The organism is Paeniglutamicibacter sulfureus, assembly GCF_039535115.1.
GTDB lineage: Bacteria > Actinomycetota > Actinomycetes > Actinomycetales > Micrococcaceae > Paeniglutamicibacter > Paeniglutamicibacter sulfureus.
On record NZ_BAAAWO010000001.1, the window covers coordinates 1,186,704 to 1,202,605 of the forward strand.

Here is a 15,902-nt window from a genome sequence, read left to right on the forward strand (position 1 = left end):
GTTTCACCGGGAGACGGCGACTTTTTTGTTGTTCCCGACACCCCCAGGCCCGGCCCCACAGTGCCCTGGCCTGCACGTTTGGGCCAATGCGCACTTCGGGCCGGCAGTGTCTTCAGGGAACGTCCCCTCACTCGTTCAGGCTGCGGAGCCCGCATAAGGTATCCGATGCGCTGCCAGGCACCCAACACCCCCTCCCGGCCGCCCTGGGCATCCTCCTTCCGGCACCACATGCACGCGAAATCGAACGCCTTCCAAAGTTCTTGAAAGTTTTTTCGCTCACCTGTCGATATCGGTGGCTCCCGTTCGATGTAATGAGTGAAGGACGTATTTGCGCGCCTTCCCGAACCCCAAGGAGAACACCATGAAATTCATGCTGATCATGCGCTCGACCCAGGCCGCCAAGGAAGCCTACGAGAAGGCGGACTTCAACGAGATCATAAATGCCATGGGCGCCTACAACGAATCCCTGATCAAGGCGGGTGTGCTGCTAGCCGGAGAGGGGCTTTCCGATGACCTCAGCGAGGCCTTCGTCGTCGACTTCTCGGAGGAAACCCCGATCGTCACCGACGGCCCCTATGGGGAAGTCCACGAGCTGTTCAACGGCTTCTGGATCCTCCAGGTCTCCAGCAAGGAGGAAGCCGTGGAGTGGGCCAGCCGGGCGCCACTGGGCGCCGGCGCCAAGCTCGAGGTCCGCCGCGTCACCGACATGTCGGATTTCGAGGACTTTGCCGACAACGAATACCTCAAGAAGGAAGAGGTCTGGCGCGAGGAACTCGGACAGCCGTAAACCCGAAGCCCGGGCCACCCCCGGAAGGCAGGCATGGCAGACACCCAACGCACCCTTGACGCGCTCTGGCGCATCGAGGGTGCGCGCATTGTTGCAACCTTGGCCAAGATGACAGGCGACCTTGGACAGGCGGAGGACCTCGCCCAGGAAGCACTGGTTGATGCGCTCGCGCAATGGCCCGGCGAGGGGATCCCAAAAAATGCCGGCGCCTGGATCACCGCGGTGGCCAAGCGAAAGGCCATCGATGCGTGGCGCCGGACGACCAGGCTCGATGAACGCCAGCGGGAGTTGGCCCGGAACCTCCGGGAATCGACCGAGCAAGCTTGGGAGCCCATCGACGACGACTTGTTGCGTCTGGTCTTCACCGCCTGCCATCCGGTGCTGTCCCGTGAGGCTCAGGTTGCGCTGACACTGCGCGTCGTGGGCGGGCTGCGGACCGAGGAAATTGCCCGGATGATGCTGGTGCCCGTGGCCACCGTGCAGCAACGGATCGTGCGTGCCAAAAAGACGCTCGCCGCGGCAAAAATACCGTTCGAGGCCCCGGAGGCGCAGGCGTGGGGCGAACGCCTGTCGGCGGTGCTGGCGGTGATCTACCTCGTGTTCACCGAGGGCTACGCCGCCACGGCCGGCGACGACCTGATCCGCCGCGAGCTGGCCAACGAGGCGCTGCGCCTGGGCCGGGTCCTGCTCGGACTGCTTCCCCGGGAGCCGGAGGTCGCCGGGCTGGTGGCGTTGATGGAGATCCAGGCCTCGCGGTTTTCGGCCAGGATCTCCCGGGACGGCAGCCCGATCCTTCTGGCCGACCAGGATCGTTCGCGCTGGGACCACTCGCAGATCATGCGGGGGCGCCGGGCGTTGGAACGTGCCGATGCACTGCGGCACGGTCGGGGCTTCTATGCCCTCCAGGCGGCCATCGCCGAATGCCACGCCGTGGCACGGAGCGTCGGGGAAACCGACTGGGGCAGGATTGTGCTGCTCTATGGGGCCTTGTGCAGCCTTGCGCCGGGACCCGTCGTCGAGCTGAATCGGGCAGTGGCGGTCTCGATGACCGAAGGACCGGATGCGGCCCTGCGCATCGTCGACCACTTGGCACAGCAGGGGGCACTGGCCAGTTCGCATTTATTGCCGAGCGTGCGCGGGGAATTGCTGGCCCGATTGGGACGCAACCCCGAAGCCGTGGCCGAATTCCTGCTGGCGGCCTCGCTGGTCGGTAACAGGCGCATGGGCGCAGTCTTCCGGGCGAAGGCGGAGGACCTTCAATCCAGGTCTTCGGGGGAATTAGGACGGCCCCCACAGTGACGGCGAATCTCTGTGGGGGCCTAACCGCCGCCCCTTTGAGAAAAGGTGCATTGGCTTCCATGAACACTACAGCCCTTGCACCCCGGGACCGTCATTTCCGGGGCGTGATACGCACTACATTCAAGCGGCAATGAGCGGATTGAGCCTAGCGGCCGATGCAGTTTTCGTAGGAATAGACCACGATCTGCACCCGGTCGCGTAGCTCGAGCTTGCGCAGGATCGCCCCGATGTGGGTCTTGACCGTTGATCCGCTCAGGAACAGCTTCTCGGAGATCTCTTGGTTGGTCAGCCCCAACGCCACGGCGGCGAACACCTCCCGCTCCCGCTCGGTCAGCTCCAGGTAGGGCAGGGGAACCTCGGGCACCGGTGCCGGCTCGTCGCGCAACAGCGCGGCCAGGGACTGCGGGGCGATCACTGCATTGCCGCCATTGACCGCGCGAATCGATTCGCAAACGAACTCGGGAGTGCTGTCCTTGAGGATGAAGCCGCTGGCCCCGTGCCGGATCGCGGTGGCGGCATGTTCGTCCCAGTCGAAGGTCGTGAGCATGATGACCTTCGGGAGCTTATCGAAGCGGCCCGTCGCGTCCTCGAAGATCTTGCGGGTGGCCTCGACGCCGCCCATCGGCGACATCTGTACGTCCATCAGCACCACGTCGGGTTCGTGGACGGCGATCGCGCCCAGGGCCTCGGTGCCGTCGGTTGCCTGCGCCACCACGGCCATGTCGGGCTGGGCGCCGATGATCACCGCCAGGCCGGAACGAAAAAGTTGCTGGTCATCGACCAGCGCCACGCGGATCTGCGGTTGGTTCAACGGGTGGTCCATTCGTGGTTGAGCGGAAAGGTTGCGGCAATCGTGAACAGATCGGGGGCGCCGGCGACCCCGTCCTCGGTATTGATGCTCAGGGTGCCTGACAGACTTGCCAGGCGCTGGCGCATGCCGGCAATGCCGGTCCCGGCGCGCTTGGAAAGGGCCGATGCCTCGAAATAGTTCGTCAGGCTCAGCGTATAGCTCGTGGCGCCCCAGTAGTGCCTGACGTAGATCGGGGTGGTGGCGCAGCCGTGATGCAGCGCGTTGGCGAGCATCTCCTGGATGATCCTGCGGGTGGCAGGAACGATGTCGGCCGGCAACGGCACCGGCTCCCCCAGCGTTTCCTCGCTGACCTCGTATCCGGTGCCGCGCACGTTCTGCAGGATGGCGGAGATCTCCGAGACCGCCGGGTGCAGCAGGCCCATCTGCGCGGTCTGCAGTGCCATGCTGCGCGTTGCCGTCGACACGGCCTGCCTGGCACCGGACCTTCTGGCACCCATCGCCCCGGTGTCCACGACCCTGGCATCGGTCGACTTGGTTTCCGCGGTTTGCGACAGCACCTGGCGCACCTCGCCCAGGGATCGGCGGGCAGCCTCGGCGATGGTCCCGGTCGTCTCGCGGATGCGAACCACATCTGCGTCGGGGATGAAGCGGATCGAGTCGGCCTGGGCAATGATCACTGCCAGGGAGTGGCCCACGACGTCGTGCACGTCGCGAGCCAGGGCCGCATTCTCCGAGCGCAACCGGGCCAGTTCCAGGGCGCTGTCCGCTTCCTCCCGCGCCCGCGCCGATCCGCGTTCGGCCGTCTGTTTCCCGGCCAAGAGCCGCAGCAACAGGCCCAGCAGCCACGGCAGCGTCAGCACCGATGCAACCACCACGAAGACCGCGATGACTTGGTTGTTGGTGGGCCAGGCGTTTGACTCCATGGCGCGGAAGAGCGGATCGGAGACCCAGGAGCCGATCCGGCCGATGTAGGCGGTGCCGAGCACCGATCCCGCGGCAATCGACAGGCCCGCGCACAAAACCCACAGCCGTGTGCCGTACCTGGCGGCCATTCCCACCACGTACAGTGCGGCCAGCTGGGCGAGGTCGACGTCCACTCCACGGAGCATCTGCAACAGCGTGCCGACCCAGACCAGCGCGAGCGCCACCCCCGGCAAGACCCGCGCGCAACCGATGGCCACGGCGGCGGCCAGCACGAATAACGACGTGTCGCCGAGGTAGTTGCCCGAGTACGAACCCCATAGCAGGAACTCGTGGCAGAAAACCACCAGGGCCAGAAAAAGGGCCGCGGCCGTCACATCGGAGCGCCACCCCCAACGCCCGCGCCAACGAACCGGCTCGTAATAGTCTGCTTCCGCGCTCACCGCTGCCCCGCCGATGCCGGCACGGTCATTGCCTGGCCGGGCGGCCGCCGTGTACGCGGGCAGCTGGGGATCAGGGCGGCATTCCGGCCCGACAAGGGCCCGCGGGGCGGGAAACACAATGGTGCATGGTCCTACCGTAGACGTCCGGGCCGGCCGGCGAGTCACCCGCAGGTACCGAACGGATCAGACCCAGGTACCGGTTTCGCCGTTCCACGCCCGGTCCTGGGCCCGATGCGCACGGCAGGGAACGGGAGAACACTTGGTGTCATGATGAGATTCCCCTCGCAGATCCCATGCTCGCGCACGACCAAGGTCACGCGCGTGGCCGTCGCCCTCGCGGCACTGGCCGTCCTTGCCGCCTCGATCTTCGGCCTTTCACATGCCCTGCAGCCGGTGCCGGACGAGCCGCCGGACGCGTGGCATGCACCGACCGGATTCTGCGCCGGCCATAGCCCGATTCCCGCGATTTCCGCACTCTGAACCCGGGGCGGGAGGAGCCTGGCCTTCGTTACATCCAGCGCACGTGTTGCTCCCGGAATTCCTTTTCCCTGGCCGAGGCCACCAGCTTGATGAGGTCCAGTGGGAGCGGCTCGTCGTGCGGAAGCCGGATGGATCCCTTGCCCAGCGTGTAGCCGGCCAGCTCCCCGGCGAGCGCCGCGCGTGAGCTGGGCGTGGTGTAGAGGTTGATGTGCTTGGAGAACACCGCGTAGGCCACCAGGATGGTGTCGTCCACGAAGGCAGGTTGCCCCCACTTGATCTGGACGCTGGCGCGGGGCAGCGTCTCGCACAGCGCCTGGTGCAGTGCCCGGGCGCGGGGCTGGAGTTCGGCGGGGACATTGCCGAGGTACTCCTCGGGGGTGGTGCCCGTGATCTTGGCCATGGTGCTCCTTGGGGTTCGGGAAAGGCGCCCCTCGATGGCGGGAGGGACATCGATCTGGCTACATTCTGCCCCATGGGGACCCCCGGGAGATCCTCCTGTTCACCCCCCTGCCCTTGGAGCGGGAAGCCGACTAATCTGGATTTAGGCGTTGGTGTCGCTGGATACGGGAGTGGTCTTGATGGGCCTTGGCAATGATCCGCATGGCATTTCGCTGGTCCGCGAGACGCCCTGCGGCCCGGTGGAAGGCGTACTCATCGGCGGCGTCGAACGCTTCCTGGGGATTCCCTATGCCGCCGCGCCCGTGGGCAGAAACCGTTTTGCCGTCCCCACGCTCCCGGAACCCTGGAGCGAAACCCTGGCCGCTGGCCACTACGGACCCACCGCCGGACAGGTCCCCTATTCCGGGGCACTTGGCACGCTACTGCCCACCGTCGTCATTCCCGGCGATGCGTGCCTGAACGTGAATGTCTTTGCCCCCGCCAAGCGCACCTCGGGCTTGCGTCCGGTGCTGCTGTGGATCCATGGCGGGTCGCTGCAGCACGGGTCCAACGCGCTGCCCGGCTACGACGGCACCGCCTTTGCCCGGGACGCGGTGGTCTTCGTCGCGGCCAACTACCGGCTGGGCGCCGAGGGATTCTCGCTGCTGGAGGACGCCCCGCCGAACCTGGGGCTTGCCGATGTCATTGCCGCCCTGGAATGGACCAGGGCCAACATCGCTTCCTTCGGCGGGGACCCGGAGCAGGTCACCCTCATGGGACACGGGGCCGGCGGCACCATGGTGGCGGCACTGCTGGCACACCCGCGCGCCTCCTCGCTGTTCGCGCGCGCCATCATCCAAAGCGCCCCGCTGACCGCCTTGCCCCTGTCCCGGGCCCGACGGATGACCCAACGCATCGCCAAGGACCTGGGCATCGAAGCCACCCGGGAGGAATTCTCCGCCCGCACCCCCGCCGAGCTGCTGGCTTCCCACCTCCGGGTGGCAGCCGATTCAACGCCGTTGAATGGCGGTCCGGCCCATGGGCTGGCGATCGAGCCGCTGCTGGTGCCCCGGGACCCGCTGGAGGCCATGCTCGCCGGTGCCGGAATGGACATTCCCCTGTTGATCGGCACTACGACCCAGGAGCTCCGACTCTGGCTGGGGCCCACTGGCCGCGGCGCCAAGGTCTCCAGGGTGCACCTCGCTGTGGCGCGGCGAAAGGCCGGCATCTCCAAGGACGCGCAGCGGCTCTACGGGCGCAATCGCCCCGGTGCCGGCCCGGGTGAGATCCTGGGCGCCCTGGCCACCGACAAGGTGTTGCGGGTGCCGATGTACACGCTGGCGGATGCCAGACGCTACGCCGAAGGGCAGACCCAGGTCTACGAGTTCGCCTGGCACAGCCCGGTCCAGGACCTGGGCGCGGCACACCGGATGGAACTGCCCTTCGTCTTTGACAATCTGGGCACCAAGGACGCTGCGGGGCTGGTGGGCGAGGAGGCACCGCAGTCCCTGGCCACTGCCATGCACGAGGCCTGGGTATGCTTTGCCACCCTGGGGTACGCCGAATGGCCGCACTGGGACATCCGCCGCCCGGTGAAGACGTTCAACGGACTGGGCAACGACGTCGTCTTCTCCCCGCGCGACGACGAGGCAGGGGCGATCTGCTGACGCCGCGATCCCCCGCCGGCCTCGCCCGGTACCCCGCCACGGCGCTTCCCGTGGCCCACCCCCCGTGGCGTCGCTGCCGGTTGCGGGCTTCGGCTAGCGTAGCTTGGGGAATGAACAGCGGAATTCGGGGAAAGTTGCATACATGTTTACAGGTGCCTGGTGGTGGGCGACCGCGCTGGTGGTCCTGGATTTGGCCATTCGCGTCCTTGCCGTGGTCTTCGTCCCGCGCAACCGCCGCCCCACCTCCGGGATGGCGTGGCTGCTGGCGATCTTCCTGATCCCCTACTTCGGGGTCATCGCCTTCCTGCTGATCGGTTCGCCCAAGCTGCCGCGAAAGCGCCGCGAGGTGCAGGAGGAGATCAACACGTTCATGCGCTCGATCAGCGCCGAGGAACCCCACGATGAAGCCCGCGGGAAAAACCCTGCCTGGTTCAACTCGCTGGTGGAGATGAACAACGCCTACGGCGGCCTACCCCTGTTGGCGGGGAATTCGGGCCGACTGCTGGGCGACTACGAGCAGACCATCCAAACCATGGCCGATGCCGTCGATGCGGCCACCGACCATGTCCACGTGCAGTTCTACATCCTCAGCGTGGATGCGACCACCGCCGGGTTCTTCGACGCACTGGAACGGGCCAGTGCGCGCGGGGTGCGGGTGAACGTGATGCTTGACCACTGGGCCTCACGCGGCAAGCCGCACTATGCCGCCACCAAGGCGCGCCTGGATGCGATGGGCGCGGACTGGCGACTGATGCTTCCCCTGCAGCCGTTGAAGGGCAAGTTCCAGCGCCCGGACTTGCGCAACCACCGCAAGATCCTGGTCATCGACGGCACCGTCGGCTACATGGGCTCGCTGAACATGATTTCCCGCGACTACAACGTGAAGAAGAACATAGCCCGCGGCCTGAAGTGGAAGGAACTGGTCCTGGAGCTGGACGGACCGGGCGTGGCCACGCTGGATGCGGTGTTCATCTCCGACTGGTATTCCGAGACCGGGGAGGTCATCATCGAGGGCGTGCGCCGGGCGGAGCTGGTGGCCAGCGGCGATTCGCCGGGCCGACTGGGCACAGCGCTGATCGAGCACCGCGAAGAGCGCGGAACCATGCTCACCCAGGTGGTCCCCTCGGGCCCGGGGTTCGAGCGCGAAAACAACCTGCGGCTCTTCCTGGGGCTGATCCACGCGGCCCAAAAACGCATCGTGATCACCTCTCCCTACTTCGTGCCCGACGAATCGCTGATGTACGCGGTCACCTCCGCTGTCGCCCGCGGGGTCCCGGTGGACCTGTTCGTCTCGGAGGTCGGGGACCAGGCGCTGGTCTACCATGCGCAGCGCTCCTACTACGAGGAGCTGCTGCGCGCCGGGGTGCGGATCTACCTCTACCCGGCCCCGTACATCCTGCACGCCAAGCACTTCACCATCGACGACGAGACGGCGCTGATCGGATCCAGCAACATGGACATGCGTTCCTTCGGCCTGAACATGGAGGTCTCGATGCTGGTCCGCGACGCGGGCTTCGTGGACCAGATGCGCGAGGTCGAGGACGACTACCGCGAGGTCAGCCGGCAGCTCACGCTCGAGGAATGGCTCAAGCAGCCGCTGCGCTCCACGGTGCTGGACAACCTGGCCCGTCTGACTTCGGCGCTGCAGTAGCAGCACCTCCCCGTTCACCACCGACAGGGCAACCACCCCGCCCCGCGCACCGGGTTGCCGAAAATGACCGGCGGGACACGCACAAAGGAGAGGCACCGCCTGAACCGGGCAACCCCGTTTCGGGGATCGCTCTGTCTTGGCGTTACCGCTCCCTTGAAGGCTCCTCGCCTCCCTCAGGAGGCAGGCGCCGGGGCGTCGTCCGGGTTACTGAAGCATGGTCCGGTCATCGAGCTGGGCACCCTTGATCTTCTCGAACTCGTGCAGCAGGCCGGGAACCGTCATCTTGGCCTTCTGGGCCGAGTCCAGGTCCAGGATGATCTGTCCGTCGTGCATCATGATCAGTCGCGTCCCCAGGCGCAGGGCCTGTTCCATGTTGTGCGTGACCATCAACGTCGTCAGCTGGTGGCGCACGACGATTTCCTCGGTCAGACGTGCCACCAGCGCCGCACGCTGCGGGTCCAGTGCCGCGGTGTGCTCGTCGAGCAGCAGGATCTTGGGTCCGGAGAACGTGGCCATGAGCAGGCTCAGCGCTTGGCGCTGGCCACCGGAGAGCAGCCCGACCTTGGCCTTGAGCCGGTTTTCCAGGCCGAGTTCCAGCGAGCGCAATTCCTCCACGAACTTCTCGCGCTTGCGTTTGGTGACACCGGAGGCCAACGCACGCAAGGTGCCGCGGCCCAGGGCCAGCGACATGTTCTCCTCGATGGTCATGTTGGGCGCGGTGCCGGCCATCGGGTCCTGGAAGACCCGTCCGATGAATCGGGCGCGTGAGTGGTCGGGAAGCTTGGTCACGTCCTTCCCGGCGATGCGCACCGCCCCGGTGTCGGGGCGAAGCTTGCCGCCCACCATGTTCAGCACCGTGGACTTGCCCGCTCCGTTGGAGCCGATCACCGTGACAAACTCACCGTCGGTGAGCGTCAGGTTGATGTCGCGCAGCGCCTTGCGCTCGTTGACGGTTCCCGGGAAGAACGTCTTGTTCAGGTTGGTGATCTCAAGCATCGACGCCCACCTCCTTTTTGTCGTCGGTGGTGACGGACTTGCTGCGGATGCTGATGCGGTTGGCGAACTTCCCGAAGCCCTTCCACTGCGGCAGCAGCAGGGCGATGACCACCAGGACCGCAGAGATCAGCTTCATGTCGTTGACCTCGAGTCCGGCATTCAGTGCCAGCTGGATGACCAGGCGGTAGGCAACGGAGCCGAAGACGACGGCCAGCGCGGCAATCCAGATGAACTTCTGGCCGAAGATGGCCTGGCCCACGATGACCGACGCGAGTCCGATCAGGATGACGCCGATGCCCATGCCGATGTCGGCGAAGCCCTGAAACTGGGCGATGATCGCGCCGGAGAGTCCGACCAGGCCATTGGAGAGCGCCAGGCCCAGGATCTTCTGGTTGTCGGTGTTCACGCCGAGGGACCGGATCATTTCCTCGTTGTCGCCGGTGGCTCGCATGGCCAGGCCGACGTCGGTGCGCAGGAACCACACGATGGCCGCCACGGCAACCAGGCAGCCCAGGAACATCAACCCGACGGAGGTCCAGGTCCCCAGCCACTGGTTCTCGCGCAGGAAGGTCAGCACCGTGGTCTCGCCCAGAAGCGGGACGTTGGCCTTGGTCATGATGCGCAGGTTGATCGAATACAGCGCGATCATGGTCAGGATACCGGCCAACAGCCCGTCGATCTTGCCCTTGGTGTGGAGCAGGCCGGTGATGACACCGGCGATGGCGCCGATGAAGAAGGCGATGGCGGTGGCAATGAACGGGTTGACGCCATTGACAATCGAGATGGATGCGACTGCTGCGCCGGTGGTGAAGCTTCCGTCAACGGTCAGGTCGGGGAAGTCGAGTATGCGGAAGGTCAGGTAGACCCCGAGTGCCATGATCGCGTAGATCAGGCCTAGTTCAACCGCGGTGATCATGGTGGATCCTAGCGTCTTGGGTATTGGGTAAATGTTGGTGGCCGGTCGGAGCAAGCCGACCGGCCACCGGGTGGAACGCGTTGGCGATCGAGTTTACTTGTAGGTCTCTGCAGCCTCGGAGAGCATGTCCTCCGGGAAGGTCATCCCGATCTTCTCCGCAGCAGTGGTGTTGACGTACAGCTCGACCTGGGTGATCGTCTCGACCGGCATCGTTGCGGCTTCGGCCTCGCCCTTGAGGAGCTTCACGGCCATTGCAGCGGTCTGCTCGCCGAGCTTCTCGTAGTTCAGGCCGTAGGTGGCGGTGGCACCGCGCTTGACGGACTCGCCGTCGGCGGAAATCACCGGGATCTTCTTATCCTGGGCGGTCTGCAACAGGCCTTCCAGAGCGGAAACCACGGCGTTGTCGGTCGGCACGTAGAACGCATCGACGTTCAGGCCCGAGGCTGCCTGCTGGACCTCGGAGGAAGCCGAGATGGCCTTCTCTTCGATGGTCAGGCCGAGTTCGGCCGCTGCGTCCTTGGCCCACTGGACCTGGACTCCGGAGTTGACTTCGCCCGAGGAGTAAACGATGCCAACGGACTTGGCTTCCGGCTTGATCTTCTTGAGCAGCTCAAGCTGTTCCTTGACCGGGTTCTTGTCCGAGGTGCCGGTGACGTTGGCTCCCGGTGCTTCCAGGCTGGAGACCAGCTTGGCTTCCAGGGGATCGGTGACGGCGGAGAAAACGACCGGGATGTTCGTGATCGACTGGGCCGCGGCCTGCGCGGTCGGCGTGGCGATGGCCAGGACCAGGTCCATGTCGCCGTCGCTGGCGAACTTGCCCACCATTGCAGTGTTGGTGGCCTGGTCGGCCTGGGCGTTGGTGAAGTCGTACGTGACCTGGTCGCCCTCTGCGTAGCCGGCGTCGGTCATGCCCTTCTTGAAACCGGTCACCACGGCATCAAGGGACGGGTGGGACACATACTGGGCAATGCCGATCTTCACCGGGCCGGCCGCGGCCGAGGAACCGGTGGCCTCCGGCGTGCTGGATCCGCCACAAGCGGTGAGCACCAATGCGGTGGCCGCGACCGAGGCTGCGATCTGTAGGGACTTGAAGATTTTCATTGTGTTCCTTTCATGACGTGCGAGTGTCATGCCTGGTGTTCGGTTTCGGCCAATTCCGGGCAGTTTTCAGGAGTTTGTACATCCTCGCCCAAACGGCAGGAAGTTCTCCCCATGAATTGCTTCGATACTACATGTGAAGCTACTCACATTTCTTCCATCTACCCTGAATTGCAAGACAAACGGTGATGCATTCATCATCTTGCCATGCATCTTTCATCAATCGCCATCGATAAACGGACAATTGGTATCCCAGTGTCTAGAGAATCAGACAGTACCGTGGACAAAGCCGTGTTTTGACACCTCAAACGCCCCGAAACGGATGACCGGCCGCTGATCCAAGGCGCCGTGCCACGTGTCCGGCCCGACGGCCGGGCAGGCACAGGCCGCCGACGCCGCTGACATAGACTTGGCTCATCATGGCCCTGACGATTTCCTATCCCGAAGCCCTTCCCGTTTCCGCGCGACGCGATGACATCATGTCCGCCATCAAGGACAACCAGGTGGTCATCGTCGCCGGTGAAACCGGTTCCGGCAAAACCACCCAGCTGCCCAAGATGCTCCTGGAGCTGGGCATGGGCGAACGCGGAATGATCGGTCACACCCAGCCCCGCCGCCTGGCTGCGCGCACCGTCGCCGAACGGATCGCCGAGGAACTGGGAACCAAGATCGGCGAGGACGTCGGATTCCACGTGCGCTTCACCGGCGAGGTCTCCCGGGCCACCAAGGTCAAGGTGATGACCGACGGCATCCTGCTGGCGGAGATCCAGCGCGACAAGCTGCTGAAGAAGTACAACGCCATCATCATCGACGAGGCCCACGAACGCAGCCTCAACATCGACTTCCTGCTCGGCTACCTGCGCAGGATCCTGCCCCAGCGGCCGGATTTGAAGATCGTCATCACCTCCGCGACCATCGACCCGCAGCGCTTTGCCGAGCACTTCGCAGCAGCCGGGCCCGAGGTCGAGGAGCCGGTGCCTGCGCCCATCATCGAGGTCTCCGGCCGCACCTTCCCCGTGGAACTGCGCTATCGGCCGTTGAACCCGGCCGACGGCATGGACGAGGACGAACTGGACCCCGATGCCCGGGCCGAGGACCGCGACCCGCTCGATGCCATCGCCGAGGCCGTGGATGAGCTCGCCATGGAGGCACCCGGGGACATCCTGATCTTCTTCCCCGGCGAGCGCGAGATCCGCGACGCCGCCGAGGTGCTGCGTGCCCGGGTGAAGACCAACCGGCGCCTGGCCGGGACCGAGATCTTGCCGCTGTTCGCCCGGCTCTCGCTGGCCGAGCAACACCAGGTGTTCAACCCCGGGAAGAACCGGCGCATCGTACTGGCCACCAACGTCGCCGAGACCTCGCTGACCGTGCCGGGCATCAAGTACGTCATCGACACCGGCACCGCCCGCATCTCGCGCTACTCCCACCGCACCAAGGTCCAGCGCCTGCCCATCGAACGCGTCTCCCAGGCCAGCGCCAACCAGCGCTCGGGCCGTTGCGGGCGCGTGAGTGACGGCATCGCCATCCGCCTGTACTCGCAGGAGGACTTCGAGACGCGCCCCGCGTTCACCGACCCGGAGATCCTGCGCACCAACCTGGCCGCGGTGATCCTGCAGATGAGCTCCATGGGCGTGGTGCGCACAGCCCGCGACGTCGCGGACTTCCCCTTCGTCCAGCCGCCGGATGCCAAGTCGGTCAACGACGGCGTGGCGCTGCTGCGCGAGCTCGGGGCGCTGAACACCGGCACCGAGGCCACCATCACCCCGGTCGGCAAGTCGCTGGCCCAGCTGCCGGTGGACGTGCGCCTGGGCCGGATGATCGTGGAGTCCGGTAACCGCGGCTGCGCCAAGGAGGTCATGGTGCTGGCCGCCGCCCTGTCCATCCAGGACCCGCGCGAGCGCCCCAGCGAGGAAACCGGCAAACGCGAGCGCGCCGCCGAAATGCACAAGCGCTTCATGGACGCGAAGTCGGACTTCTCCTCGCTGCTAAACCTCTGGCGCTACCTGCAGGAAAAGCAGAAGGAGCTCTCCTCCTCCGCGTTCCGCCGGCTGTGCAAGAACGAATACATCAACTATCTGCGCGTGCGCGAGTGGCAGGATCTGTTCACCCAGCTGCGCCAGCTGGCCAAGCCCCTGGGCATCGCGATCTCCCCCGAGCCGGTGGACCCGGCCGCGAACGAGGACGCGATCCACATTTCGCTGCTCACCGGGCTGCTGGGGCACGTGGGCTCCTGGGACGAGCGCAAGCGCGAATACGTCGGCGCGCGCGGCACCCGCTTCTCCGTCTTCCCCGGTTCGGCCCTGTCGCGGAAGTCCACCGAGTGGGTCATGGCCGCCGAGCTGGTGGAGACTTCCCGGCTCTGGGCACGCACCGTGGCCCGGCTCGATCCCAAGTGGGTCGAGGAGGTCGCCGGAGACCTGCTCAAGCGCAGCTACTCCGAACCGCACTGGTCGCGGAACTCCGGCGCGGTCATGGGGTACGAGAAGGTCACGCTCTTCGGACTGCCGATCGTGCCGCGCCGCCGCATCCAGTACTCGCGCGTGGACCCGGAGCTCTGCCGCGAGCTGTTCATCCGCCACGCATTGGTGGAGGGCGACTGGAAGACCCACCACAAGTTCTTTGCCCGCAACCGCCGGGTGCTCGAGGACATCGAGGAACTCGAGACCCGCATGCGCCGGCGCGATTTGCGCGTGTCCGACGAGGACCTCTTCGAGTTCTACGATTCGAAGCTGGGCCCCGAGGTGGTGTCCGAGCGGCACTTCGACCGCTGGTGGAAGGCCGCGCGGCACGAAAACCCGACGCTGCTGGACTTCAACCCGGAGGACATGCTCCAGGCCGATGCCACGGAACTGGACGAAGACGCCTTCCCGCGCACCTGGCGCCACGGCACCCTGGACCTGGACCTGGTCTACGAGTACAACCCGGCGGCCCGCGCCGGGGAATCCGACGGCGTCTCGGTGCGCGTGCCGGTGCTCTTCCTGAACCAGCTGGACCCCGTGCGCTTCCGCTGGCTCATCCCCGGGCTGCGCGTGGAGCTGGTCACCGCGCTGATCAAGTCTCTGCCCAAGGCCATCCGCAAGAACTTCGTGCCGGCCCCCGATGTCGCCCGCTCGGCAGTGGCCGCACTGGAGGCCGACTTCAACCCGGAGACCGATGACCTGGCCGCCTCCCTGGAGCTGGTGCTGCGCCGGCTCAAGGGCGTGGTGATCCCCCCGGGGTCCTGGAACTGGGAGTCCCTGCCGCCCCACCTGCGCTTCACCTTCACCGTCGTGGACTCCGAGGCCAAGATCCTGGACGAGTCCCAGGAGCTGGCCGTGCTGCAGCAGACGCTGGCCGCGGCCAACCGTTCGGCCCTGGCCCGTTCCCTGGGCGTCAAGCCCGGGGCCGCCCTGCCCCCCGGGGCGGGCACCGGCGGTCCGAAGGCCGCAGTTGGCAACAACGCCAAGGGCGACGGGAAGTCCCGGGCCGCGGCGGCGGCCCAGCGCGGCAAGGGCGGCGCGGTGGCCACCACCATCTGGGAACGCAGCGGGTTGACCGACTGGGACACCGGGGTGGGCGTCAACGGCGTCATCACCGAAAAGGTCGTCACGGAGGTCGCCGGCCAGCAGGTCACCGCCTACCCGGCGCTGCTGGATGAGAAGACTTCCGTGCGCCTGACGGTCTTCCGCAACCCCGTCGAGCAGATGGCCGCCCACCGCACCGGCGTCATCCGGCTGCTGCTGCTCAAGGTCCCCTCCCCCGCCAGGTACGTCCTTGACCACCTGAACAACCAGGAAAAACTGGTCTTCACGCAGAACCCGCACGGTTCGGTGGCTTCGCTGATCCAGGACTGCACCATGGCCGCGGTGGACCGGCTCGTTCCCGAGAAGCTGCCCTTCGACAAGGCGGAGTTCGACGCGCTCTACGAACGCGTCCGCGCCGAACTGATCGACACGGTCTTCGCGGTCACCGCCATCGTGGAGAAGGTCCTCTCCGGCACCCGGCGGATCAACAAGGAGCTGAAGTCCGCCTCCTCGCTGGCCCTGGTCAATGCGCTGAACGATGTGAAGTCCCAGCTCGAGCAGCTGGTGTACCCGGGATTCGTGGCCAACACCGGCTATGCGCAACTGGCCCAGCTGCCGCGGTACATCGCGGCCATCGAAAAGCGGCTGGAAAAGCTCGGCACCGGGCACCTGGCACGCGACAACGCCGCGACCCTGGACATCCAGGGACTCGAGGACGAGTACGACGCGGCGCTCGGGCAACTGGTGGCGGGCGTGCGCACGCCCGCCCCGCTGGCGGCGGTGAAGTGGATGCTGGAGGAATACCGGGTCTCGCTCTTCGCCCAGGAGCTGGGCACGGCCTACTCGGTCTCCCCCAAGCGGATTCGCACCGCGATGCGCGAGGGGCTCGCCGCGGCGAAGTAGCCCGGCCACAACGCGGGGCCACCACGGGGGATGATCGGTCATCTCGTGG

General features: G+C 66.1%; 12 protein-coding genes. 6 read left to right on the top strand and 6 right to left on the bottom strand.

The window, feature by feature from the left end:
• Positions 1 to 361 precede the first annotated feature (361 nt).
• A complete protein-coding gene (locus tag ABD687_RS05380) occupies positions 362 to 787 on the top strand; it encodes a YciI family protein (RefSeq protein WP_264269255.1) in 426 nt (141 codons plus the stop codon).
• A gap of 33 nt (positions 788 to 820) precedes the next feature.
• Positions 821 to 2,086, top strand: a complete 1,266-nt coding sequence (locus tag ABD687_RS05385) for an RNA polymerase sigma factor (protein ID WP_310292948.1) — start codon at positions 821 to 823, stop codon at positions 2,084 to 2,086.
• A 145-nt stretch (positions 2,087 to 2,231) separates the two neighbouring features.
• Here the strand turns inward: ABD687_RS05385 and ABD687_RS05390 are convergent, their stop codons facing one another.
• Positions 2,232 to 2,897, bottom strand: a complete 666-nt coding sequence (locus ABD687_RS05390; protein WP_310292946.1) for a response regulator — start codon at positions 2,895 to 2,897, stop codon at positions 2,232 to 2,234.
• Positions 2,894 to 4,261 (bottom strand): sensor histidine kinase, encoded by a 1,368-nt coding sequence (locus tag ABD687_RS05395; protein ID WP_344760967.1) that lies wholly within the window; start codon positions 4,259 to 4,261, stop codon positions 2,894 to 2,896. Before ABD687_RS05395 ends, ABD687_RS05390 begins: the two co-directional genes overlap by 4 nt.
• A gap of 267 nt (positions 4,262 to 4,528) precedes the next feature.
• Here ABD687_RS05395 and ABD687_RS05400 point away from each other — a divergent pair, with 267 nt between their 5' ends.
• Complete coding sequence (locus tag ABD687_RS05400) at positions 4,529 to 4,741, top strand: hypothetical protein (RefSeq protein ID WP_310292942.1); 213 nt, start codon at positions 4,529 to 4,531, stop codon at positions 4,739 to 4,741.
• Positions 4,742 to 4,769: 28 nt separating this feature from the next.
• Here the strand turns inward: ABD687_RS05400 and ABD687_RS05405 are convergent, their stop codons facing one another.
• Entirely contained in the window at positions 4,770 to 5,141 is a 372-nt protein-coding gene (locus ABD687_RS05405) for an iron chaperone (protein WP_310292940.1), read from the bottom strand.
• Positions 5,142 to 5,292: 151 nt separating this feature from the next.
• Here ABD687_RS05405 and ABD687_RS05410 point away from each other — a divergent pair, with 151 nt between their 5' ends.
• Positions 5,293 to 6,786, top strand: a complete 1,494-nt coding sequence (locus ABD687_RS05410) for a carboxylesterase/lipase family protein (protein WP_310292937.1) — start codon at positions 5,293 to 5,295, stop codon at positions 6,784 to 6,786.
• A 142-nt stretch (positions 6,787 to 6,928) separates the two neighbouring features.
• Positions 6,929 to 8,437 carry a cardiolipin synthase gene (gene cls, locus ABD687_RS05415; protein WP_310292935.1) on the top strand — a complete coding sequence of 503 codons (1,509 nt, stop codon included), beginning with the start codon at positions 6,929 to 6,931 and terminating at the stop codon, positions 8,435 to 8,437.
• 204 nt (positions 8,438 to 8,641) lie between these two features.
• On the opposite strand, the gene ABD687_RS05420 is transcribed toward cls, so the two are convergent.
• From ABD687_RS05420 to ABD687_RS05430, 3 genes are all read right to left on the bottom strand, one after another.
• A complete protein-coding gene (locus ABD687_RS05420) occupies positions 8,642 to 9,433 on the bottom strand; it encodes an ABC transporter ATP-binding protein (RefSeq protein WP_264269247.1) in 792 nt (263 codons plus the stop codon).
• Complete coding sequence (locus ABD687_RS05425; RefSeq protein WP_264269246.1) at positions 9,426 to 10,349, bottom strand: ABC transporter permease; 924 nt, start codon at positions 10,347 to 10,349, stop codon at positions 9,426 to 9,428. Before ABD687_RS05425 ends, ABD687_RS05420 begins: the two co-directional genes overlap by 8 nt.
• 93 nt (positions 10,350 to 10,442) lie before the next feature.
• Positions 10,443 to 11,450, bottom strand: coding sequence for an ABC transporter substrate-binding protein (locus ABD687_RS05430; RefSeq protein ID WP_264269245.1), 1,008 nt, complete (start codon positions 11,448 to 11,450; stop codon positions 10,443 to 10,445).
• A 416-nt stretch (positions 11,451 to 11,866) separates the two neighbouring features.
• Here ABD687_RS05430 and hrpA point away from each other — a divergent pair, with 416 nt between their 5' ends.
• Positions 11,867 to 15,853 carry an ATP-dependent RNA helicase HrpA gene (gene hrpA, locus ABD687_RS05435; RefSeq protein ID WP_310292931.1) on the top strand — a complete coding sequence of 1,329 codons (3,987 nt, stop codon included), beginning with the start codon at positions 11,867 to 11,869 and terminating at the stop codon, positions 15,851 to 15,853.
• Positions 15,854 to 15,902 lie beyond the last annotated feature (49 nt).

Coding starts and splice junctions, on each gene's coding strand:
- hrpA (WP_310292931.1), top strand. CDS start 11,867: ATGGCCCTGACGATTTCCTATCCCGAAGCCCTTCCCGTTTCCGCGCGA.
- cls (WP_310292935.1), top strand. CDS start 6,929: ATGTTTACAGGTGCCTGGTGGTGGGCGACCGCGCTGGTGGTCCTGGAT.
- ABD687_RS05405 (WP_310292940.1), bottom strand. CDS start 5,141: ATGGCCAAGATCACGGGCACCACCCCCGAGGAGTACCTCGGCAATGTC.
- ABD687_RS05380 (WP_264269255.1), top strand. CDS start 362: ATGAAATTCATGCTGATCATGCGCTCGACCCAGGCCGCCAAGGAAGCC.
- ABD687_RS05420 (WP_264269247.1), bottom strand. CDS start 9,433: ATGCTTGAGATCACCAACCTGAACAAGACGTTCTTCCCGGGAACCGTC.
- ABD687_RS05400 (WP_310292942.1), top strand. CDS start 4,529: ATGATGAGATTCCCCTCGCAGATCCCATGCTCGCGCACGACCAAGGTC.
- ABD687_RS05430 (WP_264269245.1), bottom strand. CDS start 11,450: ATGAAAATCTTCAAGTCCCTACAGATCGCAGCCTCGGTCGCGGCCACC.
- ABD687_RS05425 (WP_264269246.1), bottom strand. CDS start 10,349: ATGATCACCGCGGTTGAACTAGGCCTGATCTACGCGATCATGGCACTC.
- ABD687_RS05385 (WP_310292948.1), top strand. CDS start 821: ATGGCAGACACCCAACGCACCCTTGACGCGCTCTGGCGCATCGAGGGT.